At 57.1% G+C, this 25,275-nt stretch carries 21 protein-coding genes; 12 read left to right on the top strand and 9 right to left on the bottom strand.

The window, feature by feature from the left end:
• Nucleotide 1: 1 nt before the first annotated feature.
• The 10 genes from HV157_RS11855 to HV157_RS11810 all read left to right on the top strand — a co-directional run bounded on the left by HV157_RS11855 (nucleotide 2) and on the right by HV157_RS11810 (nucleotide 8,504).
• Entirely contained in the window at nucleotides 2-301 is a 300-nt protein-coding gene (locus HV157_RS11855) for a DUF4312 family protein (protein WP_006810338.1), read from the top strand.
• Nucleotides 302-323: 22 nt separating this feature from the next.
• Nucleotides 324-1,100 (top strand): DUF4311 domain-containing protein, encoded by a 777-nt coding sequence (locus HV157_RS11850; protein WP_014168378.1) that lies wholly within the window; start codon nucleotides 324-326, stop codon nucleotides 1,098-1,100.
• A gap of 13 nt (nucleotides 1,101-1,113) precedes the next feature.
• Nucleotides 1,114-1,755, top strand: a complete 642-nt coding sequence (locus tag HV157_RS11845; RefSeq protein ID WP_014882285.1) for a DUF4310 family protein — start codon at nucleotides 1,114-1,116, stop codon at nucleotides 1,753-1,755.
• 42 nt (nucleotides 1,756-1,797) lie between these two features.
• Nucleotides 1,798-2,931 (top strand): amidohydrolase/deacetylase family metallohydrolase, encoded by a 1,134-nt coding sequence (locus tag HV157_RS11840; RefSeq protein ID WP_063934280.1) that lies wholly within the window; start codon nucleotides 1,798-1,800, stop codon nucleotides 2,929-2,931.
• Nucleotides 2,915-4,033 carry a DgaE family pyridoxal phosphate-dependent ammonia lyase gene (locus HV157_RS11835; RefSeq protein WP_014168381.1) on the top strand — a complete coding sequence of 373 codons (1,119 nt, stop codon included), beginning with the start codon at nucleotides 2,915-2,917 and terminating at the stop codon, nucleotides 4,031-4,033. The genes HV157_RS11840 and HV157_RS11835 overlap by 17 nt, the downstream gene beginning before the upstream one ends.
• A complete protein-coding gene (locus HV157_RS11830) occupies nucleotides 4,030-4,770 on the top strand; it encodes a KDGP aldolase family protein (protein WP_014168382.1) in 741 nt (246 codons plus the stop codon). Before HV157_RS11835 ends, HV157_RS11830 begins: the two co-directional genes overlap by 4 nt.
• Before the next feature lie 118 nt (nucleotides 4,771-4,888).
• Complete coding sequence (locus HV157_RS11825) at nucleotides 4,889-6,025, top strand: lactonase family protein (RefSeq protein WP_020885406.1); 1,137 nt, start codon at nucleotides 4,889-4,891, stop codon at nucleotides 6,023-6,025.
• A gap of 19 nt (nucleotides 6,026-6,044) precedes the next feature.
• Nucleotides 6,045-7,955 (top strand): PRD domain-containing protein, encoded by a 1,911-nt coding sequence (locus HV157_RS11820; RefSeq protein WP_020885405.1) that lies wholly within the window; start codon nucleotides 6,045-6,047, stop codon nucleotides 7,953-7,955.
• Between the two features lie 77 nt (nucleotides 7,956-8,032).
• Entirely contained in the window at nucleotides 8,033-8,275 is a 243-nt protein-coding gene (locus tag HV157_RS11815; RefSeq protein ID WP_020885404.1) for a type II toxin-antitoxin system RelB/DinJ family antitoxin, read from the top strand.
• Nucleotides 8,265-8,504 carry a type II toxin-antitoxin system RelE/ParE family toxin gene (locus HV157_RS11810; protein WP_020885403.1) on the top strand — a complete coding sequence of 80 codons (240 nt, stop codon included), beginning with the start codon at nucleotides 8,265-8,267 and terminating at the stop codon, nucleotides 8,502-8,504. The genes HV157_RS11815 and HV157_RS11810 overlap by 11 nt, the downstream gene beginning before the upstream one ends.
• A gap of 48 nt (nucleotides 8,505-8,552) precedes the next feature.
• Here HV157_RS11810 and nrdG read toward each other — a convergent pair whose 3' ends face one another.
• The 5 genes from nrdG to HV157_RS11785 all read right to left on the bottom strand — a co-directional run bounded on the left by nrdG (nucleotide 8,553) and on the right by HV157_RS11785 (nucleotide 16,241).
• The gene (gene nrdG, locus HV157_RS11805; RefSeq protein WP_020885402.1) at nucleotides 8,553-9,017 is read right to left on the bottom strand and encodes an anaerobic ribonucleoside-triphosphate reductase-activating protein; all 465 of its coding nucleotides are present in this window, start codon (nucleotides 9,015-9,017) and stop codon (nucleotides 8,553-8,555) included.
• A gap of 138 nt (nucleotides 9,018-9,155) precedes the next feature.
• Nucleotides 9,156-11,294: an anaerobic ribonucleoside-triphosphate reductase gene (gene nrdD / locus HV157_RS11800; RefSeq protein ID WP_182268150.1), complete on the bottom strand. Its 2,139-nt coding sequence runs from the start codon at nucleotides 11,292-11,294 to the stop codon at nucleotides 9,156-9,158.
• A 367-nt stretch (nucleotides 11,295-11,661) separates the two neighbouring features.
• Complete coding sequence (locus tag HV157_RS11795) at nucleotides 11,662-12,234, bottom strand: PTS sugar transporter subunit IIA (protein ID WP_032681842.1); 573 nt, start codon at nucleotides 12,232-12,234, stop codon at nucleotides 11,662-11,664.
• Between the two features lies 1 nt (nucleotide 12,235).
• Nucleotides 12,236-14,833, bottom strand: a complete 2,598-nt coding sequence (locus HV157_RS11790; RefSeq protein ID WP_182268151.1) for a glycoside hydrolase family 38 C-terminal domain-containing protein — start codon at nucleotides 14,831-14,833, stop codon at nucleotides 12,236-12,238.
• A gap of 10 nt (nucleotides 14,834-14,843) precedes the next feature.
• Entirely contained in the window at nucleotides 14,844-16,241 is a 1,398-nt protein-coding gene (locus HV157_RS11785) for a fructose-specific PTS transporter subunit EIIC (RefSeq protein WP_020885398.1), read from the bottom strand.
• A gap of 179 nt (nucleotides 16,242-16,420) precedes the next feature.
• Here HV157_RS11785 and HV157_RS11780 point away from each other — a divergent pair, with 179 nt between their 5' ends.
• The gene (locus HV157_RS11780; RefSeq protein WP_014168392.1) at nucleotides 16,421-17,080 is read left to right on the top strand and encodes a MurR/RpiR family transcriptional regulator; all 660 of its coding nucleotides are present in this window, start codon (nucleotides 16,421-16,423) and stop codon (nucleotides 17,078-17,080) included.
• Between the two features lie 8 nt (nucleotides 17,081-17,088).
• Here the strand turns inward: HV157_RS11780 and HV157_RS11775 are convergent, their stop codons facing one another.
• The 4 genes from HV157_RS11775 to treR form a co-directional block, all read right to left on the bottom strand.
• Nucleotides 17,089-17,835: an oligogalacturonate-specific porin KdgM family protein gene (locus tag HV157_RS11775; protein WP_182268152.1), complete on the bottom strand. Its 747-nt coding sequence runs from the start codon at nucleotides 17,833-17,835 to the stop codon at nucleotides 17,089-17,091.
• A gap of 134 nt (nucleotides 17,836-17,969) precedes the next feature.
• Nucleotides 17,970-19,625 (bottom strand): alpha,alpha-phosphotrehalase, encoded by a 1,656-nt coding sequence (gene treC, locus HV157_RS11770; protein ID WP_020885396.1) that lies wholly within the window; start codon nucleotides 19,623-19,625, stop codon nucleotides 17,970-17,972.
• A 51-nt stretch (nucleotides 19,626-19,676) separates the two neighbouring features.
• On the bottom strand, nucleotides 19,677-21,095 hold the full coding sequence (treB, locus tag HV157_RS11765) for a PTS trehalose transporter subunit IIBC (protein ID WP_025205752.1): 1,419 nt from the start codon (nucleotides 21,093-21,095) through the stop codon (nucleotides 19,677-19,679).
• Between the two features lie 128 nt (nucleotides 21,096-21,223).
• Nucleotides 21,224-22,171, bottom strand: a complete 948-nt coding sequence (treR, locus tag HV157_RS11760) for a trehalose operon repressor TreR (protein WP_014168396.1) — start codon at nucleotides 22,169-22,171, stop codon at nucleotides 21,224-21,226.
• Nucleotides 22,172-22,563: 392 nt separating this feature from the next.
• Here treR and mgtA point away from each other — a divergent pair, with 392 nt between their 5' ends.
• Nucleotides 22,564-25,272 (top strand): magnesium-translocating P-type ATPase, encoded by a 2,709-nt coding sequence (gene mgtA, locus HV157_RS11755; RefSeq protein WP_182268153.1) that lies wholly within the window; start codon nucleotides 22,564-22,566, stop codon nucleotides 25,270-25,272.
• Nucleotides 25,273-25,275: the final 3 nt, after the last annotated feature.

The following is a 25,275-nucleotide window of genomic DNA, read 5'->3' as shown; positions in this document are numbered from 1 at the left end:
CATGAAAGAACAGTTCACAACCACGGTGAGAGTGAAGGGCAAAGGCGACGCTAAAGCGCGCGCCTTTGCTGATGCACTCAACCACGTTCAGGCCGCGGTGATGAAAGCCTCACCGCATATCTTACTGCGTATTGAGCCACAGGATGTGCAGGTCGTTCAGGCGCAAGAAGCGGTGCGTAAAGAAGCTTTTCTGTTCTTCTTTTTGCGCCGGGAAAGACGCACCTACAGCGTGGAGCTGGATGTGACCGTCAACGTGACTGCCATCAATCTCGACCAGGTGGATTTCGTCACGCAACGCTGATTATTCATAAAAGGGCAGACTGATGTTCTTAATTATATTAATAAAATCGCTCATCATTGGCGGCCTGGTTGGCGTCGGTGTGGGGGCCGGGGCTGCACGCATGTTTCATGCGCCTACCACTCAGGGTATGGGCGCGTTTCGTACGTTGGGGGAACTGAACTCCTGTGAAGGGGATCCGGCATCTCACTTCTCCTTTGGGTTAGGCTTCTTCTTTAACGCCTGGGCCTCTTCCGTGGCCGCAGGGGCATTCACACAGGACGTTGACCACCGCATCATCCCGAACTGGGGTGCTGCAGCACTGATGATTAAAAACCGTAACGTCGGCGAAACGCTGCACGATCCGCGCAAAATGGCGATTGCCTGCGGCGTGATCGGCATGATTGTCGTCACCTTCCTTAACCTCACCGCCTCTTCTGTTCCGGCTGCGCTTCAGGTAACCGCCGTGAAGGTGCTGGTGCCTGCGGCAAACCTGCTGGTCAACACCGTGATGCCGGTGATCTTCTGGCTGGCCGCCATTGATGCGGGTAAAAAATCGGGCTTCTGGGCCACCATTTTCGGCGGCGCGGCGCAGCTGATCATGGGTAACGCCGTACCGGGTCTGGTGCTGGGTATCCTGATCGGTAAGGGCGTTGAAGAGAGCGGATGGAACCACGTCACCAAAGTGATGATGGCGGCCATCGTGGCGCTGTTCGTGCTGAGCGGTTTCTTCCGTGGCTTCGACATGAAGATGATCGAATCCTTCCATCTGACCGTGCCGAACTGGCTCGACATGATCCACAACGCGCTCAGCGGTAAATAACAGGAGCCTCGACATGGAACAGAATAAAGGTTTTTGGTATGCCGACTGGTCGTTCCCGATCTTCGTTGGCCTGCTCTCTTCCGGTGTTTTCGCCGGGACGCATATGTACTACCTCTACGGCATCGGCGCGTTCAACGAAGTGGCCTTCGTGGCGATGCTGAAAGCGGGGATGGATACCGGCGTTTACGGCGCGGTGGCGGCGTTCGGTGCGAGCTTCCTGTTCGCCCGTATTATCGAAGGGTCGCTGGTCGGTATCCTTGATATCGGCGGGGCGATTCAGACCGGGGTGGGCCTCGGGGTTCCGGCGCTGCTGCTGGGCGCGGGCATCATGTTCCCGGTGACCAACTTTATCGCCGCGCTGATCACCGGCCTGGTGATTGGCCTGGCAATTGGCTACGTCATCATCCTGGCGCGTAAGTTCACCATCAATCAGAGCAACTCCACCTACGGGGCGGACGTGATGATGGGGGCCGGTAACGCCTCCGGTCGTTTCCTCGGGCCGTTGATTATCCTCAGCGCCATGACCGCCTCCATTCCTATTGGTGTCGGCTCTCTGGTGGGTGCGCTGCTGTTCTATATCTGGCAGAAGCCGATTACCGGTGGCGCCATTCTCGGTGCAATGATTCTGGGCTGGCTGTTCCCGGTCGCCCTTTAATGCCCGCGGGCGCCCCGGCGCCCGCCTTATCAGGAGATCCTCATGTTTGATTTACTCCTGCGCCGTGCGCGCCTCACCGACGATACCCTGACCGATATCGCCATTCAGGACGGAAAAATCGCGGCGCTGGGCGACATTACCGCGGCCGCCCGCAAAACGGTTGAGTTGAACGGTGAAGTGTTCGTCAGCGCAGGCTGGATTGACTCCCACGTTCACTGCTACCCGAACTCCCCTATTTATCACGACGAACCGGACAGCGTGGGCATCGCCACCGGCGTGACCTCGGTGGTGGATGCCGGCAGTACCGGCGCGGATGACGTGGACGATTTTTATGAAATCACCCGTAAAGCCTCAACCGACGTTTATGCCTTACTGAACATCTCCCGCGTGGGGCTGATTGCCCAGAACGAACTGGCCAATATGGCCAACATTGATGCGAAGGCCGTGAAGCAGGCCGTTACGCGCTACCCGGATTTTATCGTTGGCCTGAAAGCGCGCATGAGCAGCAGCGTGGTTGGCGAAAACGGCATAACGCCGCTTGAGCACGCGAAAGCCATCCAGAAAGAGAACGGCGACCTGCCGCTGATGGTGCACATCGGCAACAACCCGCCTAACCTCGATGAAATTGCCGACCTGCTCAGCTCAGGCGACATCATCACCCACTGCTACAACGGCAAGCCGAACCGCATTCTGACGCCATCCGGTGAACTGCGTGCGTCCATCACCTCCGCCCTGAAACGCGGTGTGCGCCTGGACGTCGGACACGGTACGGCGAGCTTTAGCTTTGAGGTGGCGAGACGCGCCATTGCGATGGGCATTTTGCCACACACCATCAGCTCGGATATTTACTGCCGCAACCGCATTAACGGCCCGGTAGGGTCGCTGGCAAGCGTGATGTCGAAGTTTCTCGCCATCGGCATGTCGCTGCCGCAGGTGATTGAGTGCGTCACCGCGAACGCCGCCGACGGGCTGCGTCTGACGCACAAAGGCCGTATTCAGCCAGGTCTTGATGCTGACCTGACGCTGTTCACGATAAAACGCCAGCCAACGCTGCTGGTGGATGCTGAAAATGACAGCCTGCAGGCTGAACACATTCTGGTGCCGCTTGCCGCCATCCGCGCAGGCAAGGGCTACATGACCGAACAAGGGAGCACGGAACATGCCTTCGATTTATGAGAAGTATCACTTAAAGCAAGTCATCAACACCTCAGGCCGTATGACGGCGCTGGGTGTTTCCACGCCGCGCCCGGACGTAGTGCAGGCGGCGATGGATGGCATGAATCACTATTTCGAGATGAAGGATCTGGTCAACAAAACCGGCGAATACATCGCGAAGCTGCTGGATGTGGAAGGGGCGACGGTGGTCTCCTGCGCGTCAGCGGGCATCGCCCAGTCCGTGGCGGCGGTGCTGGTCAAAGACAGCGACTGGCTGCTGGAGAACCTGCACGTCACCCCGATTGAGAACAACGAAATCGTGCTGCCGAAAGGCCATAACGTTAACTTTGGCGCACCGGTAGGCACTATGGTGGCGCTGGGCGGCGGCAAGCTGGTGGAAGCGGGTTACGCGAACGAATGCTCCGCCGATCAGCTGGCGGCGGCCATCACGCCGCGTACCGCGGCCATTCTTTACATCAAGTCTCACCACTGCGTGCAGAAAAGCATGCTCAGCGTAGAGCAGGCGGCGGTGGTGGCGCGTAAGCACGATCTGCCGCTGATCGTGGATGCGGCCGCGGAAGAAGATCTTCACGTTTACTACCGCTCCGGTGCCGATCTGGTTATCTACAGCGGTGCGAAAGCGATTGAAGGGCCAACCAGCGGGCTGGTGATCGGCAAAACGCAGTATGTTGAGTGGGTGAAACGCCAGACGGCGGGGATTGGCCGCGCAATGAAAGTGGGTAAAGAGGGGATCCTCGGCCTCACCTGTGCCATCGAACACTACCTGACGGCGACCAAAGAGAGCGGCGAAGAGATGGTGGCGAAGATGACGCCATTTATTGACGCGCTTAATACCCTTAACGGCGTGACGGCACGCGTGGTCTGGGACAGTGCCGGTCGCGATATCGCCCGTACCGAGATTAAGTTTGATGAAGCTACCACCGGTGTTGGCACCGGCGACCTGGTGACCGCGCTGAAGCAGGGCGAGTACGCCATTTACTTCCGTGGCTACAAGGCCAACGAAGGGATTATCGAAGCGGACGTGCGCAGCGTGAATGCCGATCAGCTGAACATTGTTTATCGCCGCATGAGTGAAGTGTTAGGACAGGAGAAAAAGGCATGAAACTGACCCCCAACTTTTACCGTGACCGCGTCTGCCTGAACGTGCTGGCAGGATCGAAAGCCAACGCCAGCGCCATTTACGAGGCGGCGGAAGGCCACGTGCTGGTGGGCGTGCTCTCCAAAAATTACCCGGATGTCGCCAGTGCGGTTGCCGATATGCGCGACTACGCTCAGCTTATCGATAATGCGCTCTCCGTGGGCCTCGGCGCGGGCGATCCGAACCAGTCCGCGATGGTCAGTGAGATCGCCCGTCAGGTGCAGCCGCAGCACGTTAACCAGGTGTTCACCGGCGTGGCAACCAGCCGTGCGCTGCTGGGGCAGAGTGAATCCGTGGTCAATGGCCTGGTCTCTCCGACCGGCACCGTTGGCAAGGTGAAAATCTCCACCGGTCCGCTGAGCAGCACGGCGCCGGACGGCATTGTGCCGGTTGAAACCGCGATTGCCCTGCTGAAAGATTTTGGCGGAAGCTCCATCAAATACTTCCCGATGGGAGGCCTGGCGTGTCGGGACGAATACCAGGCAGTGGCGGAAGCCTGCGCCCGTCACGATTTCTGGCTGGAGCCGACCGGTGGGATCGATCTGGAGAACTATGAAGCGATCCTGCAGATCGCCCTTGATGCGGGCGTGAGTAAAATCATTCCGCATATCTACAGCTCGATTATCGACAAAGCCAGCGGCGACACGCGTCCGGAAGATGTGCGTACGCTGCTGGAGATGACGAAGAAGCTGGCTAAGTAGTCTTTACCCCTCACCCCGGCCCTCTCCCCAAAGGGGAGAGGGTGTAATCGTCCCCTCTCCCCTTTGGGGAGAGGGTTAGGGTGAGGGGCACAAACCGCACAAAACCAAAGGAGCCACCATGCACACCCGCAATCTGCTCGTCGCTTCACTCTCGTTACTCGCTACCACCGCCATCGCCCAGACGCAGTACGCCTGGGTCGGGACGTACAACCCGAACGGCGAGGGGCTGTACCGCTTTACGGTCGATCCTCACACTGGTGCGCTGTCGAATAAAACGCTGGTCAGCACGCTGCCAAACGCCGCGCAGCTCACCGTCTCGCAGGATGGTAAGACGCTCTATCTGGCGAGCGAAGTGGAGCAGGGCGTGGTGCAGGCGCTGCGCGTGGGCGATAACGGTGAACTGAGCGAGCTTAATCAGGTGGCGTCCGGCGGGGCGGGGCCGGTCTATCTCTCCCTGACGCCAAAGGGTCACCACCTGCTGGTGGCGAACTACGTCAGCGGCTCGATTGCTGTTCTGCCCGTTAATGCAGGCGGCAGTCTGGGGGAGGCCACGGACACGCATCAGGATCGGGGAGAGCCGGGCGTGGCGAAACCGGCGGCGGCGGTGGAAGGCAGTTTTGCCATTAGCGATCACAATGGCCCCCATGCGCACATGATCGCCGCCGATCCGCGCGGGAAATACGTTTTTTCTACCGATCTGGGCCTGGATCGTATCTACCAGTACCGTTTTGACGATCAAACAGGCAAGCTGACCCCGAACGATCCGCCGTTTATCAGTGCCTCCTCGAAAGGGGCCGGTCCGCGGCATTTCGTCTTTACGCCGAAAGGCGATGCGTTATGGCTGATTAACGAAGAGGCATCCACGCTCACGCACTATACGCTGGATGCGCGAGGCAGGCTGCAGGAGGGGAAAACCCTCTCCGCCCTGCCACACGGCTATAAAGGCACCAGTTTTGCCGCCGGGCTGGCGCTCAGTGCCGATGGCAAACAGCTGTATGTGGCTAACCGTTTGCATAACAGCATCGGGCACTTTACCGTAACAGCGGATGGCACGCTGACGCATCAGGATGATGTGTGGACGCGTGGTGATTACCCGCGCACCCTGACGCTCGACAAACAGGGGCGCTGGCTGTACGTCATGAATCAGCGCAGCGACAACATTACCCGTTTTCGCGTGGCGCAGGACGGCAAACTCAGCGCCGAGCCGGACTATACCCCGGTCGGCAGCCCATCCCAGATGGTCATTTCACCCTAAGCCGTAAGAGGACAACCCCGTGCGATTTCCGAACCAACGTTTAGCGCAACTTTTCGATCTGTTGCAAAACGAGACGCTGCCGCAGGACGAACTGGCGCAGCGGCTGTCGGTCTCCACGCGAACCGTCCGCGCTGATATCACTGCCCTGAACGCGCTGCTGGCGAGCCACGGCGCGCAGTTTATTCTCAGCCGCGGCAATGGCTATCAGCTCAAAATTGACGATGCAGAACGCTATCAGCAGCTTCAGTCCTCCCACCCGCGCGCGCTGCGCATTCCCCGCACCGGGCCGGAGCGCGTGCACTATCTGGTGGTCCGTTTTCTTACCTCCGCGTTTTCGCTCAAGCTGGAGGATCTGGCGGATGAGTGGTTTGTCAGCCGTGCGACGCTGCAAAGTGACATGGTGGAAGTGCGCGAGTGGTTCCACCGTTACAACCTGACGCTGGAAACCCGACCGCGCCACGGCATGAAGCTGTTTGGCAGCGAGATGGCGACCCGCGCCTGTCTCACCGATCTGCTCTGGGAGCTGGCACAGCAGGATAGCCTGAACCCGCTGGTGACCGACGTTGCGCTCAATGCGGGGGTGGCTGAGCAGATGGTTCCCGTGCTGCACGATGCGCTGACGCGACATCACATTCGTCTGACTGACGAGGGCGAGCTGTTCCTGCGCCTGTACTGTGCGGTGTCGGTGCGTCGCATCAGCGAGGGCTATCCGCTGCCGGAATTTCACGCAGAAGATGTGGCCGAGAATGTCCGTGAGGCGGCGAAAGACATCGCTGTGACCATTCAACAGCTGGCGGATAAAGCGCTTTCGCCTTCAGAAGAGAGCTGGCTCTGCGTTCACATCGCGGCACGTCAGATCCAGGAGATTGCCCCCAGTGCCATCAATGCCGATGACGACGAAGCGCTGGTCAATTACATCCTGCGCTACATCAATACCCACTATAACTACAACCTGCTCAGCGACGAGCAACTGCATGCGGATCTGCTCACCCACATCAAAACCATGATCACCCGCGTGCGCTATCAAATCATGATCCCGAATCCGCTTCTGGATAACATCAAGCAGCACTACCCGATGGCGTGGGATATGACCCTCGCGGCAGTGTCGAGCTGGGGGAAATACACGCCGTATGTGATCAGCGAAAACGAGATCGGTTTCCTGGTGCTGCATATCGGCGTCGGGCTGGAGCGCCACTACAACATCGGCTACCAGCGCCAGCCGAGGGTGCTGTTAGTTTGCGATGCCGGGAATGCGATGGTCCGGATGATTGAAGCGGTGCTGCAGCGCAAATATCCGCAAATTGAGGTGACCCGCACGCTCACGCTGCGCGAGTATGAGCTGGCGGAACCGATCGGCGAAGACTTTGTTATCTCGACCGCCCGCGTGAGCGAAAAGTCTAAACCGGTGGTGATGATCGCCCCGTTCCCGACGGACTACCAGCTTGAGCAGATAGGTAAGCTGGTGCTGGTGGACCGAACCCGCCCGTGGATGCTGGATAAATACTTCGATGCCGCCCATTTTCGTATTATCGACAGGCCGATTGACCAGCAAACGCTGTTCCGGGAGCTGTGCGAGCAGCTCGAAGAAGAGGGGTTTGTTGGCGCGGAGTTTCTGGATTCGGTCGTTGAGCGAGAGGCCATCGTCAGCACCATGCTGGGCGACGGCATTGCGCTGCCGCACTCCCTCGGGCTACTGGCACAAAAAACGGTGGTTTACACCGTGCTGTCACCGCAGGGTATTGCCTGGGGGGATGAAACCGCCCACGTGATTTTCCTGCTCGCCATCAGCAAGCGCGAGTACGAAGAGGCGATGGCGATTTACGATATTTTCGTGACTTTCCTGCGTGAGCGCGCCATGTCACGGCTGTGCAGTTGCAATGATTTCGCCGGGTTTAAAGCGGTGGCGATGGAGAGTGTGAGCCGGTTTTGAGAGACGTTATCCAGAATTCGATGTAATGCAAATGTAATGCTAAAATGCATTACACATTCGATTTCACTGGAGGCATAATGGCCACGCTGAACGTCCGTCTGGATGACAAACTCAAAAACGAGGCTTATGCCGTGCTTGAAAAACTCAATATCACGCCAACGGAAGCCGTTCGGTTACTGTTTCAGTACGTTGCGGAGACGGGGCGTATGCCGGTGAAAACGGTCACTGTTAGCGACAGTGAAGATGAACTCATACAGACAGTCCGGGAGCGGTTGGCTAATCCGCAAAAAGGAATTAAGGTTAGGCTGGATGACTTATGAACTCGTATTTGATCCGAGGGCGTTCAAGGAGTGGACCAGGCTGGGTGATACCGTAAAAAATCAGTTTAAGAAGAAGCTTGCGAACGTGTTGGTGAACCCCAGGGTTGAATCGGCTCGCCTGCATGGCCTGCCTGATTGCGACAAGATAAAACTCAGATCCCAGGGTTATCGTTTGGTCTATCAGGTTCAGGACAACGTTGTGACGGTATGTGTTATTGCTATCGGTTAGAGAGAGAAATCAGCCGTTTATCATGACGTAAACAAACGGCTTTAGCGATCACCGCAAATGATGCACAACCTGGTTGCTGCTGCCGCGCCAGATCAGCGCAGGGTCTTTTAAATCCTGCTCAAACTTGCCGTCAACCAGTACGTTAATCAAATCCACCACTTCCCTCTGCTCAGCATTCAGTTCTTCGAGCTTATAACCCGTCCAGACCCAGATATCCTTGCCTGCACATTCGCGGCGAATGCGTTTTATCAGCTTCAGAATGTCCGGCACGTTTTGTGGGTGAAGCGGGTCGCCACCGGAGAGTGAAATCCCCTGGCGATGAATGCGCGTGTCGTTGAGATCGTGGATGATCCGCTCTTCCATTTCCGCGGTGAACGGCAGGCCTGAATTCAGGCGCCAGGTGCTTTTGTTGTAACAGCCGGGGCATTCATGGACGCAGCCTGAGACAAACAGAGTGCAGCGGGTGCCGGGGCCGTTGACGATGTCGACGGGATAGTATTGATGATATCGCATAAGAAGATGTCCAGAGTGTGTGTGCGCGGGTGCCCTCACCCCAGCCCTCTCCCACAGGGAGAGGGGGAAAACGTAGGTGCGCGTTCGGTTCCCTCTCCCGGAGGGAGAGGGGTAAGGTGAGGGGAAACCCCCGACGCCTTAACCGATCTGCCCATTCCCCAAATGTTTCACGCGTCGCTTAACCTCTTCCTGCTTACCGGCGTTAAACGGACGCGCATCGGGACTCCCGAGATAGCCACATACGCGGCGGGTCACCGAGACGCGAGCCGCATCGTGGTTACCGCATTTCGGGCAGGTGAAGCCTTTGCTGGTGCACTCAAACTCACCGGTAAAGCCACACTCGTAGCACTCGTCAATCGGGGTGTTGGTCCCGTAATACGGTACGTGCTGATAGCTGTAATCCCAGACATCTTCCAGCGCCTTCAGGTTGTGCTGAATGTTCGGATACTCGCCGTAGCAGATGAAGCCACCGTTCGCGACGGGCGGATACGCGGCTTCAAAGTCGATCTTGTCGTAAGGGTTCACCTTCTTCTCCACGTCGAGGTGGAAGCTGTTGGTGTAGTACCCTTTGTCGGTTACCCCTTCGACAATGCCAAATTCAGCGGTATCCAGGCGGCAGAAACGGTCACACAGGTTTTCACTCGGGGTGCTGTACAGGCTGAAGCCGTAGCCGGTTTCGTCTTTCCACTGGTCAACCGCATCGCGCAGGCGCTGAACAATGGCGACACCTTTTTCACGCAGGGCGTCGCTGTCATACATGTGCTGGTTGCCGAACAGCGCGTTGATCGTTTCGTGAATACCGATGTAGCCCAGAGAAATCGACGCGCGACCATTTTTGAAGATCTCCGACACGTCATCGTCCGCCTTCAGGCGCACGCCGCAGGCCCCTTCCATATACAGGATGGGCGCAACGCGGGCTTTCACCCCTTCCAGACGCGCGATACGGGTCATGAGGGCCTTTCGTGCGAGCTGCAGACGTTCGTCCAGCAGCGCCCAGAAGGCCGCTTCGTCGCCTTTGGCTTCGAGGGCGATACGCGGCAGGTTGAGGCTGATCACACCGAGGTTATTACGGCCGTCGTGAACCTGTTCGCCGTTTTCGTCTTCATACACGCCGAGGAAGCTGCGGCAGCCCATCGGCGTTTTAAACGAGCCGGTCACTTTGACCACCTGGTCGTAGTTCAGGATGTCCGGGTACATGCGCTTGCTCGCACACTCCAGCGCCAGCTGTTTGATGTCGTAGTTAAGATCGCCAAACTTGTGGTTCAGGCCGTCGCGGATAGCGAACACCAGTTTCGGGAACACCGCTGTCTTACGGTTTTTACCAAGCCCGGAGATACGGTTGCGCAGGATAGATTGCTGAATCAGGCGTGATTCCCAACTGGTACCCAGACCAAAACCGAAGGTCACAAACGGCGTCTGACCGTTGGCGGTATGCAGGGTGTTCACCTCGTATTCCAGCGACTGGAACGCGTCGTAGCACTCTTTTTCGGTACGGGAGTGCGCGTAGCCCTCGGCGTCCGGGATTTGCCACTCTTCAGCGGTTTGACGGTGTTTATTGAAGCTTGCCGTGACGAACGGTGCCAGTACTTCATCAATGCGGTTAATGGTGGTGCCGCCGTAAATATGGCTGGCGACCTGAGCGATAATCTGCGCCGTGACCGCAGTGGCCGTGGAGATCGATTTTGGCGGCTCAATCTCGGCATTACCCATTTTAAAACCGTGGGTCAGCATGCCTTTCAGGTCGATGAGCATGCAGTTGAACATCGGGAAGAAGGGCGAGTAATCGAGATCGTGATAGTGGATCTCACCGCGCTCATGCGCCGAGACCACGTCGCGCGGCAGCAGGTGCTGACGGGCATAGTGTTTGGCAACAATACCGGCCAGCAGGTCGCGCTGGGTGGGGATCACTTTGCTGTCTTTATTGGCATTTTCATTCAGCAGGGCGGAGTTGGTCTGCTCCACCAGGCCACGAATCTCCTGATTAAGACGACCGCGTTTCTCACGCTGAACGTCCCGATCGTGGCGGTATTCGATATAGGCGCGAGCTAACTGCTTGTAGGGGCCCGCCATCAACTGGTTTTCAACCGCGGTCTGGATCTCATTGATATCGACCTGGCTGCGTTCGTTCATCTGGCTGCTAACGACTTCTGCGACGGTGGCGCAGTAATCTGCGTCATCGACACCCGCTGCTTTAGCTGCACGCAGAATGGCTTCCTGGATGCGCTCTGATTTAAACGGCACTTTACAGCCATCACGTTTCATCACATGCGGTGTCATGATCACTCCATTTTTAAAAACAGGTTATCCACAGAGGTGGAGAAGTGTTCACCGGGCGTATTGTCAGCCAGGCCAGAGACTTCCCACGTTCCCAACGCGTGTTATCCACAATTCCGGAGAGCTGAGTCGCCGTCTTGTTGTTGGAATAGTAGACGATAAATACAATATGTTGGGTCGGCGTGCATTTTAAGTGCTACATATAGTGATTTGCATCAAACATGTTTGCGATTTATTTGATTCAGAACAAAGTAAAAAGACGAGAGTACAAACGACGGGCACTCCAGCGTTTGTAAAGACGAGAGGGAAAATTCTGATTAATTATTCAACAAAAACAAGCGCTCAGCAGCATGTGCCGAGCGCCAGTCGGTTAACTCACCCCGCATGCCCAGTTCAGTCCGGCCTGGAGAAAGGCTGCCGCCGCAATACCCCCCAGTATCAGCGGGATAACAAGTGAGCGCCCGGGTTCGGCGTCCGCGTTTTGTGGCATTTCTCTGCGCAACGCGGACAGCGCTTCTTCGCCGGTGCGCGCCGCCAGAAGCGCGTTACGCACCCGCTCTTCCGCCAGCGAACTGGTCAGCGTCGTCAGCAGCTGCATATGCGTACTGCCGGCCTCGGCGTGCGGGATGGCGAGCAGAAAAACCATCCTGACCGCTTCATCGCCTTCCAGCCCCGGCCAGATAACCGGCTCATCAAAAAGCGCCAGGCAAAACGCCGCCTGCTGCACCGCGTCTGATTTACCGTGCGGAACGGCCAGCGCTTCGCCCAGCGCGGTGGGACCTTCACTTTCGCGGTGTAAGACGCTCTGGATAAAGGCGTCTTTATCGGTGATGACGTTTCGCCCGACAAGCGGTTCGGAGAGCCAGCGGATCAGCGCTTCAGGCGTGCGGCAGGGTGGGTTAATAAACACCAGTTCGGGGTGCGTGAGTTCAAGCAAGTTCATGTTAAGCCTCAATCAAAAAATCACAGGTCGCAGAAGGGGGGATCGTCGTCACCGATGACACGTGTTCTTCCAGATAATTGAGCTGGGGACGCTCTGCCAGGCCAGCCGGAACAGGGACAGGCTGCGTCCCGGCGTTGAACACGCGGGCGATCGTGCCAGGCGATCGTTGCGCATGAGGAAGGGCAGAAAGAACGAGCGGTTCCGGTAAGGCGAATAACGAAAATTCTGCCGGCAGCGTGCGTTCGGGCAGGCGCAGCGAAAAACGCTCAAGCCGGTTATCGAGGGTATGCAGCGTTTGCCGTTGATAGGTGAAGGGGTGACCCGTCGCCTGATTCTCCAGCTGGCGCAGCGTCAGATGGTCTGCGTTATCGGCCAGCGCCACGGTGAAGGAAAAGTGCAGCGGTTTGAGCAGCTGCGCATCGGGCGTATCGACCACCGTATTGTTAATGCCAGACGCCCGGCCAGGTCGCCAGTCAAGATCGCTGCGCCCCAGTACGCCGGTTGATTTGAATAAGGTCAGGGCAATGACTGCCGGATCGCGTCCAATAACCTGAAACTCTTTCATGCCGCGGCTATTCACGACCAGCGCTTTGCCCGCTTGCGCGATAGCGATAATGCCCTCGCTGGTTTCAATATCCACGGGCTTCTCACGATAGCGCTCCTGCCAGTGAGTATCGTCGTACCCCGTTTCGCGCTCGATTATCGAGAACGGCTGCGAGGCGAGGGAGTGACGGGTGCAAATATCGCTGTTGATCAGTAAACGCAGCCGGTGATCGCAGTGGCTGTTTACCAGCGAGCTATCAACATGCAGATTCGGATCGTCGTGACGTAATTCGCACACTATGCGCATCGATAACGGGGTGCGGGTATTTTCCCGGCGTCCAGCGAGATCCGGCGGTAGCGACATGACCGCCTCAAGCACCATCGTTTGGCAAAGAGGGGTTTTGCTGCAGTCGATCAGCGTGAAATGCGCGCAGCGCGTCGGTTCATCGCCCGGGAGCGGCGAGAAATCATAGCTGTCTCCGGCATCCGCGCAGTCTTCAAGACTGAATAACGACGTGATGCGCCTGGCGTTGCGCTTGTCTTCAAGCACCAGCGTACCGCCCTCCAGCGTCAGTCGATAAACCGTATTCTCTATCGCCTCTCCTTTCGCGGCGCAGGTCCTGGCAAACGGAGCCGGCGTGTCTTTTAGGTTGACGGTGATATAGCCCACCGGCGGCAGGAGAGGCGTCTGCAGAACAACATGCCAGCGGAAATAAGGCGGAAGGTGCGTTTCGCGTTCGCCCTCACAGGTGAGGAAGATGGCCGTTCCTCCGGGTAACGTCTCGCGTTCCAGAACGTCGAAGGGCAGCGGCTGGCCCTGATACGTCAGGGTGATATTGTCGGCCCGACTGTACAGGGTGGTGTGGATCACGCAGCGGGTCGGGGTGGCCAGCGGGTTGAAAATGAGCAGGTCACCCTCCTGACAGCATGCGGCGGCCAGTGACTTCACCACCAGATTCCACAGGCTGTGACAAAGCTGCTCTGTCTGCTCGAGTCGATGAAGAATGTCGCGGTTAGTGGCATCGCTGTTGCAGCCGCCCATGGAGTCGTGGGCATGGCTTCGCAGAAGCTTCTTCCAGAGGGTGTCCACAATCGGGAGCATGACCGGAATGCCCTGATGACGCGCCATGGCGATGGTGGGCTCCAGCTGTCGCAGGATGAACTGCTCGATGTCGGCATTTTTCTTTTTGATATCGTAACGCACAGACCCGATCGTTTTGTGAATGCGGGTGTAGCGCGGCGATTTCAGCTCACCTTCCCATAACGCCAGTTGTTCCCGTTTTGTGCGCAGCAGAGCGACGTACTGCTCCAGCGAGCTGAGGACGTAACGGTCCTGCGTGGGAGAGTGAGCGCTGGCAGCCTGCAGGATATGCGGCAGCGCCGGGTCGATGCTCACCTGATCGCCGCCGCAGGGCAGGAGCAGGTCGTCAATCTGCGACCGTGAACGCAGCAGATCCACCATCGGGTAGATCTTGCCGTGCAGATGGCTGGCCTCCGCGCGCATGTTCTTGGCCGCACCATACCCCAGCGCCATTGCACAGGCGATGATGGTTGCACCTGACGGCGCGCGCCAGAGAAACTGGCTGTTTTTGGCCTGAGTGTCGTGGTCGACACCGCGCCAGAAAACGATATTATCGATATTGCAGCCCTGCAAAATCGTGGGCATCTGCGCGTTATGCCCAAAGGTATCCGGCAGATAACCGACCTGCATGGCATGCCCCAGCGCCCGAGCGGCGAAGATGCCGTATTTGAGATTGCGGATAATCGATTCGCCGTGAACGTTGTAGGTATCCGTCTGGGTGAACCACTGCCCGACAAACACGCTTTTCTCCCTGACCAGTTTTTCCAGCCGGGGCCGGTAATCGGGATTGATGGCGAGAAAGTCATCCACCACCGCCATCTGCCCGTCAAGGTGATAGCACTGCCAGGCCGGATCCTGCTCCAGCGTCTCGATGACCTCCGCAAAGTTGTATGACGCCAGCACCATGCTGTCCTGGCGGGTGAAATACCACTCCTGATCCCAGTGGGTATGGGCTATGACGTGGATCTGGCTCATTGCGCTCTCCTTATCTGGCGTTCTTTGGGCTGAGATAAAGCACGCCCAGGGCGCAAATCAGTGCGCCAATAAAGACGCTTGCCAGGTACCCGACCACATTGGTCGCCAGCGGCCAGCCCCAGATAGCCGGCAGGGGCAACGTCTGCTTCACGCCGAGGGCAATCGCCACCAGCGCACCTGCGACGGCTCCTGTCATGAACACGGGGATCAGGCGTGGGTTTTTCAGAATGAACGGGATAGCGCCTTCTGAAATACCGATAAAGCCCAGCAATAACGAAGTGCTGCCAACGGTTTTCTCTTCACGGCTGAACACATCCGGCAGGCCAAAACGCCCATTGAGGAATGCGGCGAGGCCTACCCCAATAGAAGGAATCACGATGGAGAGCTCGCGGGCGGTTAAATCAAATGTCTCGCTCATGCCGTTCAGGCCGAGCGCGACCGATCCTGCCGCCTTGTTGACCGGGCCGCCGAGATCGAACGCGGTACCCGCGGCGATCATGGCCGAATAGAAGCCGCGTCCGGTATCACCCGCCGAGGTAAAAAAGACCACCATCAGCTGGTTAAGCGAACCAAAAATCGGGTTGATCAGATATTCCATTACCATCACCAGCGTAATACCGGTGATCAGCGGAACGACCAGCATGGTTTTAAGGGTGGTAAGCTGCTGTCGGACGTGAATTGCATCATTCAGCCAGCGCACCAGATAGCCGACAAAAAAGCCGATGCCAATTGCGCCGAAAAAGCCGGAGGGCATAAAGCCTTCAATATCAAAGAAGCGTTTGTAGACCTCATCTGACATGATGCCGCCGATCAGTCCGGGGATCAGCGCCGGTTTACCGGCAATGGAAAAGGCCAGATACATCGCAAAGACCGGGTACATGAACTTGATGGTCATAAAGCCCATTTTATCCAGCACGCTGAACGGCGAATGCTCAATGTTAATAAACTGCCCGGTAATTTTGGCCGTCGCCATCATCAGGCCGCCCATTACCACGACCGGTAACATATAGCTGATGGCCGCCATGATATGGCCGATAAAAATCTGGTAAGCCGAACGCTGAATGGCGTCTTCGTCCGCCACAGTGGTGACGTTTTTCTGCATGGCCAGCGCCTGACGCAGGTAGCGGTCGGTATTTTTAATCAGCTCTTGCGTGCGGATCTGAAGGTGAGGAACGTGTTCAAAACGTTCTGCATCCTGAATGGGAACGTCGGTTGCAAGAATAATGGCCGTGGCGGAGGCAATATCCTGTTTCGTTAATCTGTTTTTTACGCCGTCGCTGCCCTGCGTTTCGACCTTGACCTCAATATTATGCTCTTTTGCCCATGCAATAATTTTACTTGCCGCCATAAACGTGTGCGCGATCCCTGTAGGACAAGCCGTTACAGCGATAATTTTTTGATTCATCATTGTAATAATTCCCTGGGTGTGAAAATAGCGAAAGTATAAAGAGAACTTAAAACAGTGTTTAAGGTTTGCTAATACTAATTACGTATCGTCATACGCTATGTGGCAATATGTGAAGCGCCTTCCAGACACTATTTCGCTATTCTGCTAATATCCTGTTAGGTTTTAACAGGACGTAATAAATGAATTCATTTCAGGGAAGTGAACGGTTGATATTTGAATACATTCAGCACCACGCACGCAATATTTCTGATATATCGGCAAAAGAGATTGCGCGTGATACTTTTACGACAACCACCTCGGTGAATCGCGTCTGTAAGAAAATGGGCTATAAAAGTTATACCGAGCTTCGCTATCGGTTTTTACGCGACCATTTTACGTCTGTCCCTGCCGAGCCTGCGATGGGGCCACAGGCAGACGATATCGTGGTGGACGTGTCCCGGTTACTGACCCATTCCAGCCATATCTATTTATATGCACGCGGGGCGTCTCTCACCAGCCTCAACTACCTGTCGCGTTTTTTGTCACTGGCGAGCCTGCCGCACCTGATTCTGAATGATATGCACCAGTTGACCCGGGTATCGAAGGGCACGCTGGTGTTGATCAGTAAATCCGGGGAGACGCAGTCGCTGATAGAAATGGCGCGTAACGCGCTGCGTAAGGGGCTAAAGATTATTGCGATTACCCGTCAGGGTTCGACGCTGGCCGGGCTTTCTACGCTGTGCTGGCCGTTGTCGATTGATATGAATGCCGTCTCGTTATACCAGCGAGAGGGGCAGCTGGACCTGTTAAGCGCCGTCGATCGTATCGGCTGCAGGCTTCTGCAGCACGATACGGAGTAGGCAGGCCGTCAGAGCTGTTTCACGATACCCAGACGAATGGCGTAATCATTTTCATGATTGCCATCCTGAGTGAGGTAGGTTTTATCCAGCGACACCAGTTCGACGTAAGGCGTCCAGCCGTCGTCGAGCTTGTAGTTGAACGCTACGGTGTGCTCCCAGTAGGTATCATCCCCGGTTCCCTGATCGACATTATCCTGCCAGCGGAAGCGCGGGTTATAGGACATGCCGAATTTCCCGATGTTGTACGCGAACCACAGGTCGAACTGGTGTGACTCGCGGCGGGTGTAGCCGCTGCCGTCCAGGCGTTTGTCGCTGTGCGCGTCGTTAACGGTGTTATAGCGGTAGCGGGCAGACAGGTTCAGGCCGTTATCGAACGCTTTCCAGCCCTGGATGAAGGGGCGGTAATGCGTATTGCTGGCGGTAAAGACGGTCACCATCCCTGGCGCGATGGCGACCCCATTTCCCAGATCAAAACGCCAGCGCGTTTCGATTTCCTGTGCTGCCTCCGTTAACCCTTTTTCGTCCGGATTATATCGGTCGGTATCACCAAAGAACGTATCGTTATGGTTTTGCGCCGCTTCGACGGAGAAGTAAAAACCGTTATCAGCCTGATGCATCACTTTAATACGTGAATCATTTACGTCTGAGCGCGTATTATGACCAAAGCGAAGATCGACGGAGGTATTTCCGCACCATCCCTGGGTACTTAATAATAATGCGCTAATACATGTTGCTTTAATAATTGTCTTTTTCATAATGTCCTGCCGAGGTTATTTAAATGGCAGGGCTATTCTTATTTTGGCACACCGTGAAGTAAAAGTTATCGTCGTACATTTAGCGTATCGCTAAACATAAAAAAAGAGATACAGCTGGCTGTATCTCTTGAGGGTTATTCCTGTATCCACCAGATGGCTTCAAACGGGCGCAACAGCAGGTTGTCGGGCTGAGGGGGAGCATCCGCATAGTTGCTCAGTGCGACCCGCCAGGCTCCCTGTACTGAGGCGGGAACCCATTGCTGGCGCTCACGGCTCAGGTTTGCCACCACCATCAGCGTCTGGCCCTGCGACCGCCGGCGATAGCACCACAGGGAAGGGTGGTCAGGCAGCAGGTCTTCATAATCTCCCCACGTCAGCACCGGCAGGGTTTTACGCAGGCGAATCAGCGTCTGGTAGGTGTAAAACACCGAATCAGTATCGTCCAGCGCCGCACGGGCATTAACCGTCTCATAATTGTCGCAAACGCCAATCCACGGCTCACCCTCGGTAAAGCCCGCACTGTGTGTGGCATCCCACTGCATTGGCGTGCGGCCATTATCGCGGGATTTACTCGCCAGAATAGCCAGCAATTCTTCAGGGGCGCGACCGTTGGCCCGCAGTTCAGCGAACATATTAAGGCTTTCAACGTCGCGGTAATCGGTTATACGGCTGAAGTGTGGGTTGGTCATACCCAGCTCTTCGCCCTGGTAAATATACGGGGTGCCCTGCATTCCGTGCAGCACCATGCCGAGCATTTTCGCGGCGTGGGGACGGTACTCCCCTTCATCGCCAAAGCGCGACACAATGCGCGGCTGATCGTGGTTACACCAGAACAGCGCGTTCCAGGCTTTGTTGTGCATGCCCTGCTGCCAGTGGCGGAAGAGGGTTTTCAGCGCCACGAAGTCCGGCCTGGCCAGGGTCCACTTTTCGCCGCCGGGGTAATCCACTTTCAGGTGGTGGAAGTTGAAGGTCATCGACAGCTCGCGCCCATCGAGAGAGGCGTATTGCTGACAGTTTTCCAGCGAGGTCGACGACATCTCACCTACCGTCATCAGGTTTCGCGGGGTAAAGACGTCGCGGCTCATCTCCTGAAGATACTCATGAATGCGCGGTCCGTCGGTATAGAAGCGACGGCCATCGCCCACGGCGTCATCCGGGAAATCCTGGTCTTTGGAAATCAGGTTAATCACATCGAGGCGTAAACCGTCCACGCCACGGTCGGCCCAGAACTCGCACACCTTTTTCAGTTCGGCGCGCACCTGCGGGTTTTCCCAGTTGAGGTCCGCCTGCTCGGGGGCGAACAGGTGCAGATAGTACTGCTCGCTCTCGGCGTGCCAGCGCCAGGCGTTGCCGCCAAATTTGGAGCGCCAGTTATTGGGCAGTTGTTCCGGCGTACCGTCGCGCCAGATGTAGAACTGGCGATACGGGCTCTCTTTATTCAGCGATTCCCGGAACCAGGCGTGCTGCGTTGAGGTGTGATTGAACACCATATCCAGCACGATACGAATGCCGCGTTGATGGGCCTGCGCGACCAGCTCGTCAAAATCATCCAGCGTGCCGTAGGCCGGGTCGATGGCGGTGTAATTCGCCACGTCGTACCCGTTATCTACCTGCGGGGAAATATAAAACGGCGTCAGCCAGATGGCGTCGATGCCGAGGGTTTGCAGGTAGTCCAGCCGCTGCGTGACGCCGCGTAAATCGCCGGTACCGCAGCCCGTCGTGTCCTGAAAACTCTTTGGATAGATCTGGTAGATAACGCCGTTCTGCCACCAGTGAGGAAGGGTATTCATAATGCGTTCCTGCAAATGCGAAGGGGCGCAACTGCGCCCCGAAAGATGAAGTTAAACAATCTGCAGCGCGCCCTGACGGTACTTACGCTGGTAAACCACGGTGGTGAGAGCCATTGGAACGACAATCGCGATGACCATCGCCAGGGAAAACACCTGCCAGAAAGCGGGCTGGATGGAGAGAATACCAGGCAGACCGCCGACACCGATCCCGTTCGCCATCACACCGTACAGACCGCATACCAGGCCTGCCAGACCGGAGCCGATCATCGCGCACAGCATCGGGAAGCGGTATTTCAGGTTGATACCGTACATCGCCGGTTCGGTGACGCCGAGATAGGCGGAGATGGCGGCCGGAACAGAAATCTCACGCTCGTTATGCTTGCGGCTGACCAGGATAATGCCCGTGACCGCCGAGGCCTGCGCAATGTTAGACAGCGCGATGATAGGCCAGACCGGTGTACCGCCCAGGCTCTGAATCATCTGCATATCAATCGCCAGCGTGGTCTGGTGCACGCCGGTGATCACCAGCGGGGCGTACAGGAAGCCAAACAGCATGGCACCAATCGGCGCGAAGCTGCCGGTCATCAGGTGACGTACCGCGAAGGCAACGCCGTCGCCAATCATGCGGCCAAACGGACCGATAAACGCATGGGCGAGGAAGACGGCCAGAATAAGGGAGCAAACCGGCACCACCACCAGATAGAGGTAATCCGGTACGATGCGTTTCAGGCGCGTTTCAATAAAGCCCAGCGTCAGACCGGCCAGCAAGGCTGGGATCACCTGCGCCTGATAGCCCACTTTCGCGATGGTGAACAGACCGAAGTTCCACACCTCAGGCACCTGCTGACCAAGTAAGTAAGCGTTCATTAACTGTGGAGAGACCAGCGTGACGCCCAGCACGATACCCAGAATCGGCGTGCCGCCCATTTTGCGCACCGCTGACCAGCAAATCCCGACCGGCAGATAGAAGAAGATCGCTTCGCCAATCAGCCACAGGAAGTCGTAAACGGTTTTCAGCGCCGGGTACATCTGCGCCAGGGTTTTGCCGTCGCTCATCGGCACATCACCGATAACGTTGCGGAAGCCCAGAATCAGACCGCCGCTGATCAGCGCCGGGAGCAGCGGGAAGAAAATCTCCGCGAAGTGGGAAATTAACTGCTCGTGCCATTTCATATTCTGGCGTGCAGCTTTCTTGGCTTGCTCTTTATCGGCTGAACTGTGCCCGGTTGTCGCCAGCAGAGCCTGATAGTAATCGCCCACTTCGGTACCGATGACGACCTGGAACTGACCGGCGTTGGTAAAGCAGCCTTTAACCATGGAAAGCGCTTCAATGGCTTTCGGATCGGCTTTGGCCGGATCGTTCAGCACGAAGCGCAGGCGGGTAATGCAATGGCTGACGGTCGCGATGTTTTCACGGCCGCCTACCAGGACAATCAACTGGTCGATATCTTCTTGTTTGACTTTACTCATCATGAAACCTCATGACCGATGGTGAGGGGGGTAATGACCTGAGCGCAAGCCTACTCCTTCAGCGTGACGGCGAAAATGGGAACGTTCCCGAAATCAGGCGAAGATCACAATAAACTGATAAACGAGGGTTATGAAAGGTGGGCGGGAATCACGATCTGACGCGGCTCAGCACGCCCGTTGATCTGCTCGATCAGCTGTGCAGCGGCCTGCCTGCCTGACTCGGCGTAGCCCGGGTCGACAGTGATAATCTCCGGGTGCAGAAACTTCATCAGCGGCGTACTGCCAACGCTCGCGATCTGCAGTCCTTCTATGCGTTGCTCCTGAAGATATTTACTCGCGCCCAGCGCCAGGGTATCGGTGGCGCACACCAGCGCCGTGGTCTGCGGGGTCAGCACGCTGGCGACCTGCTCGTAGCCCTGTTTCATTCCCAGCCCCGGCAGAGACGCGACGGCGGAAAGGTTGTGCTGTTTACAGAAGGTCAGGTAGGCCTCGTGACGCCGCTTGCCGGTGGTAACGTCCGCATGCGGTACGCCGAGGTAGCTGATATGGCGATGGCCTTTATCGTACAGACGCTGCATTAGGGTAATAATCGCCCCCTCATCGTCGTAACAGACGGAGGCAAAACCGTGGGCATCGCGCGCCAGCATCACCATCGACGCCTGCCAGGGCTTAAGCATCTCCTCTTTGATGCCGGTAAATCCGAACAACACCACGCCGTCAATGTTGCGCCGCTGGAGCATACCCAGATGCTCTTCAACCAGCTGCGTGGAGAACTGGCTCTCCATCATGATTGGGTCGTAGCCCTGCTCATAAAAGGCGGGCAGCATGGTCTGAACGGCGAGGTTTTCGGACAGGGAATCCAGACGCGAGACGATAATGGCAACCACTTTGTCACTTTGCCCGCGCATGGCGCGCGCAGAGCGGGAAGGGGAAAAACCGTGCTGATTCATTACCGCCTCGACGCGCTCGCGGGTGCGTTCGCTGACACCGCTCTCATTGTTGAGCACGCGCGATACGGTGGATTTCCCCACGCCGCTTAAACGCGCGATGTCTTTTATCGTAAGGCGGTTCTGCATGCTGTATTCCCTGTAACAATGACAACGTGGTCAGTAGAGCCTAATGCTATAGCGTGTTTTCGCTATGGGCAAAGTCTGGTTTACGTTCGGTTTATTTGCGGGGGAGTATAATACCGCCCGAATCGCCGCAAACGGTACGGTTAAATCCTTATACTGCGCGGCGGCACCCTACTTTTTTACTTACCGGAGGTGACATGGATCCCGATCCCACGCTTCTCCTGAACGGGAGCGTTCTTTCTTTCCGGTAAGCCAGCCTTTGTGCTGTCTCACCGGTATGTGAGGCAGCAACGTCCTGCACGTTCCTGCTTAAAAGATTAAGTGCCTGTCAGGTACGGCTTTGCCACGCCTGCAGGAAATACTGTGTCCGCGTTTGCGGGCGCGGGGGAATGACTATGTTTAAAAATATCACCCGGCAGCTGCAGGCGATGCTGAGCCGCCACCTGCCACATCGTCTTGTTCAGCGCGACCCGCTGCCAAATGCCAAAAATATGGCCTCTGCAGCGATCCCTGCTTCCCTGAGCCAACGCTGCCTGAACGTGGCGGCCATGGATGAAAACGAAGTCTGGCGTGCCTTTGGCGGGCATCCGGAGGGGCTGAACGCGGCGGAAGTGGAAAAAATCCGTGCCGTGCATGGCGATAACCAAATTCCGGCGCAAAAACCGGCGCCGTGGTGGGTGCATCTGTGGACCTGCTACCGTAACCCGTTCAACCTGCTGCTGACCGTGCTTGGCATTATCTCCTATGCCACCGAAGATCTGTTTGCCGCCGGGGTTATCGCCCTGATGGTGGGGATCTCCACGCTGCTGAACTTTATTCAGGAGGCCCGCTCTACCCGCGCGGCAGACGCCCTGAAAGCGATGGTAAGCAACACCGCAACCGTCTCGCGCGTCATTAACGATCTCGGGGAGAACGCCTGGGTTGAGCTGCCTATCGACCAGCTGGTGCCGGGCGATCTGGTGAAGCTGGCGGCCGGCGACATGATCCCCGCGGATTTACGTATTCTTCAGGCGCGGGATCTGTTCGTGGCGCAGGCCTCGCTGACCGGTGAATCTCTGCCGGTGGAAAAAGTGGCGCGCACCCGCGACCCGCAGCAGATGAACCCGCTCGAGTGTGACACCCTCTGCTTTATGGGCACTACGGTGGTCAGCGGCACGGCGCAGGCAATGGTCATCGCTACCGGCGGCAACACCTGGTTTGGACAGCTGGCCGGGCGCGTGAGCGAGCAGGAGAGCGAACCGAATGCCTTCCAGAAGGGGATTGGCCGCGTCAGCATGCTGCTGATCCGCTTTATGATGGTGATGACGCCGATCGTGCTGCTGATCAACGGCTATACCAAGGGCGACTGGTGGGAAGCGGCGCTGTTTGCGCTCTCCGTCGCCGTGGGGTTAACGCCTGAAATGCTGCCGATGATTGTCACCTCCACGCTGGCGCGCGGGGCGGTCAAACTGTCAAAACAGAAAGTGATCGTCAAACACCTGGATGCCATTCAAAACTTTGGCGCGATGGACATTCTCTGCACCGATAAAACCGGCACGCTGACCCAGGACAAAATTGTGCTGGAGAACCACACCGATATCGCCGGTAAAACCAGCGATCGCGTGCTGCACAGCGCCTGGCTGAACAGCCACTACCAGACCGGGCTGAAAAACCTGCTCGACGTCGCCGTGCTCGAAGGCGTGGATGAAGAATCTGCCCGCACGCTTTCCGGGCGCTGGCAGAAAGTGGATGAGATCCCGTTCGACTTCGAGCGCCGCCGCATGTCGGTGGTGGTGAGCGAGCATCCGGACGTGCATCAGCTGATCTGCAAAGGCGCATTGCAGGAGATCCTCAATGTCTCAACCCAGGTGCGCTATAACGGCGACATTGTGCCGCTGGATGAAACCATGCTGCGCCGTATCAAGCGCGTCACCGATAACCTGAACCGTCAGGGGCTGCGCGTGGTGGCGGTGGCGAGTAAATTCCTGCCTGCACGCGAAGGGGACTATCAGCGTATCGACGAATCCGATCTGATCCTCGAGGGTTATATCGCATTCCTCGATCCGCCGAAAGAGACCACCGCGCCTGCGCTGAAAGCGTTAAAGGCCAGCGGCATCACCGTGAAAATCCTTACCGGCGACAGCGAGCTGGTGGCCGCCAAAGTGTGTCATGAAGTGGGGCTGGATGCGGGTGACGTCGTTGTGGGAAGTGATATTGAGCCCCTCTCCGATGATGCGCTGGCGACGCTTGCGCAGCGCACCACGCTGTTCGCCCGGCTGACACCCATGCACAAGGAGCGCATTGTCACCCTGCTGCGTCGCGAAGGGCATGTGGTGGGCTTTATGGGCGACGGCATTAACGATGCGCCCGCCCTGCGTGCGGCGGATATTGGTATCTCTGTAGACGGTGCGGTGGACATTGCCCGTGAAGCGGCGGATATCATTCTGCTGGAAAAGAGCCTGATGGTGCTGGAGGAGGGCGTTATCGAGGGACGTCGTACCTTCGCCAACATGCTGAAGTACATCAAGATGACCGCCAGTTCCAACTTCGGTAACGTTTTCAGCGTGCTGGTGGCGAGTGCGTTTCTGCCGTTCCTGCCGATGCTGCCGCTTCACCTGCTGATACAGAACCTGATGTACGATGTCTCTCAGGTCGCCATCCCGTTTGATAACGTGGACGACGAGCAGATCCAGAAGCCGCAGCGCTGGAACCCGTCCGATCTGGGGCGCTTTATGCTGTTCTTTGGCCCGATCAGCTCCATCTTCGACATTCTGACCTTCTGCCTGATGTGGTTTGTGTTCCATGCCAACACGCCGGAACACCAGACGCTGTTCCAGTCCGGCTGGTTCGTGGTAGGGCTGCTGTCGCAAACGCTGATTGTGCATATGATCCGTACGCGTCGCGTCCCGTTCATCCAGAGCCGGGCCGCGTGGCCGCTGATTGTCATGACCGGCATCGTGATGGCGCTCGGCATTGCACTGCCGTTCTCGCCGCTGGCCAGTTACCTCCAGCTGCAGGCCCTGCCGCTGAGCTACTTCCCGTGGCTGGTGGCGATCCTCGCGGGCTACATGGTGCTGACGCAGATGGTCAAAGGCTTCTATAGCCGTCGGTATGGGTGGCAGTGATTT

Origin of the sequence: Enterobacter sp. RHBSTW-00318, assembly GCF_014101375.1 — a bacterium.
Lineage (GTDB): Bacteria > Pseudomonadota > Gammaproteobacteria > Enterobacterales > Enterobacteriaceae > Enterobacter > Enterobacter ludwigii.
Note: the sequence above shows the minus strand (reverse complement) of the source record. Positions and strands in the feature narration are given on the sequence as shown.

What these genes read in the sequence shown, in the direction of transcription:
- treR (WP_014168396.1), bottom strand. Translation starts at nt 22,171, where the DNA reads ATGCAGAACCGCCTTACGATAAAAGACATCGCGCGTTTAAGCGGCGTG.
- HV157_RS11795 (WP_032681842.1), bottom strand. Translation starts at nt 12,234, where the DNA reads ATGAACTTGCTTGAACTCACGCACCCCGAACTGGTGTTTATTAACCCA.
- HV157_RS11850 (WP_014168378.1), top strand. Translation starts at nt 324, where the DNA reads ATGTTCTTAATTATATTAATAAAATCGCTCATCATTGGCGGCCTGGTT.
- HV157_RS11815 (WP_020885404.1), top strand. Translation starts at nt 8,033, where the DNA reads ATGGCCACGCTGAACGTCCGTCTGGATGACAAACTCAAAAACGAGGCT.
- HV157_RS11825 (WP_020885406.1), top strand. Translation starts at nt 4,889, where the DNA reads ATGCACACCCGCAATCTGCTCGTCGCTTCACTCTCGTTACTCGCTACC.
- HV157_RS11810 (WP_020885403.1), top strand. Translation starts at nt 8,265, where the DNA reads ATGACTTATGAACTCGTATTTGATCCGAGGGCGTTCAAGGAGTGGACC.
- treC (WP_020885396.1), bottom strand. Translation starts at nt 19,625, where the DNA reads ATGAATACCCTTCCTCACTGGTGGCAGAACGGCGTTATCTACCAGATC.
- HV157_RS11835 (WP_014168381.1), top strand. Translation starts at nt 2,915, where the DNA reads ATGCCTTCGATTTATGAGAAGTATCACTTAAAGCAAGTCATCAACACC.
- HV157_RS11855 (WP_006810338.1), top strand. Translation starts at nt 2, where the DNA reads ATGAAAGAACAGTTCACAACCACGGTGAGAGTGAAGGGCAAAGGCGAC.
- treB (WP_025205752.1), bottom strand. Translation starts at nt 21,095, where the DNA reads ATGAGTAAAGTCAAACAAGAAGATATCGACCAGTTGATTGTCCTGGTA.
- HV157_RS11830 (WP_014168382.1), top strand. Translation starts at nt 4,030, where the DNA reads ATGAAACTGACCCCCAACTTTTACCGTGACCGCGTCTGCCTGAACGTG.
- HV157_RS11775 (WP_182268152.1), bottom strand. Translation starts at nt 17,835, where the DNA reads ATGAAAAAGACAATTATTAAAGCAACATGTATTAGCGCATTATTATTA.
- HV157_RS11785 (WP_020885398.1), bottom strand. Translation starts at nt 16,241, where the DNA reads ATGATGAATCAAAAAATTATCGCTGTAACGGCTTGTCCTACAGGGATC.
- mgtA (WP_182268153.1), top strand. Translation starts at nt 22,564, where the DNA reads ATGTTTAAAAATATCACCCGGCAGCTGCAGGCGATGCTGAGCCGCCAC.
- HV157_RS11790 (WP_182268151.1), bottom strand. Translation starts at nt 14,833, where the DNA reads ATGAGCCAGATCCACGTCATAGCCCATACCCACTGGGATCAGGAGTGG.
- HV157_RS11845 (WP_014882285.1), top strand. Translation starts at nt 1,114, where the DNA reads ATGGAACAGAATAAAGGTTTTTGGTATGCCGACTGGTCGTTCCCGATC.
- nrdG (WP_020885402.1), bottom strand. Translation starts at nt 9,017, where the DNA reads ATGCGATATCATCAATACTATCCCGTCGACATCGTCAACGGCCCCGGC.
- HV157_RS11780 (WP_014168392.1), top strand. Translation starts at nt 16,421, where the DNA reads ATGAATTCATTTCAGGGAAGTGAACGGTTGATATTTGAATACATTCAG.
- HV157_RS11840 (WP_063934280.1), top strand. Translation starts at nt 1,798, where the DNA reads ATGTTTGATTTACTCCTGCGCCGTGCGCGCCTCACCGACGATACCCTG.
- nrdD (WP_182268150.1), bottom strand. Translation starts at nt 11,294, where the DNA reads ATGACACCGCATGTGATGAAACGTGATGGCTGTAAAGTGCCGTTTAAA.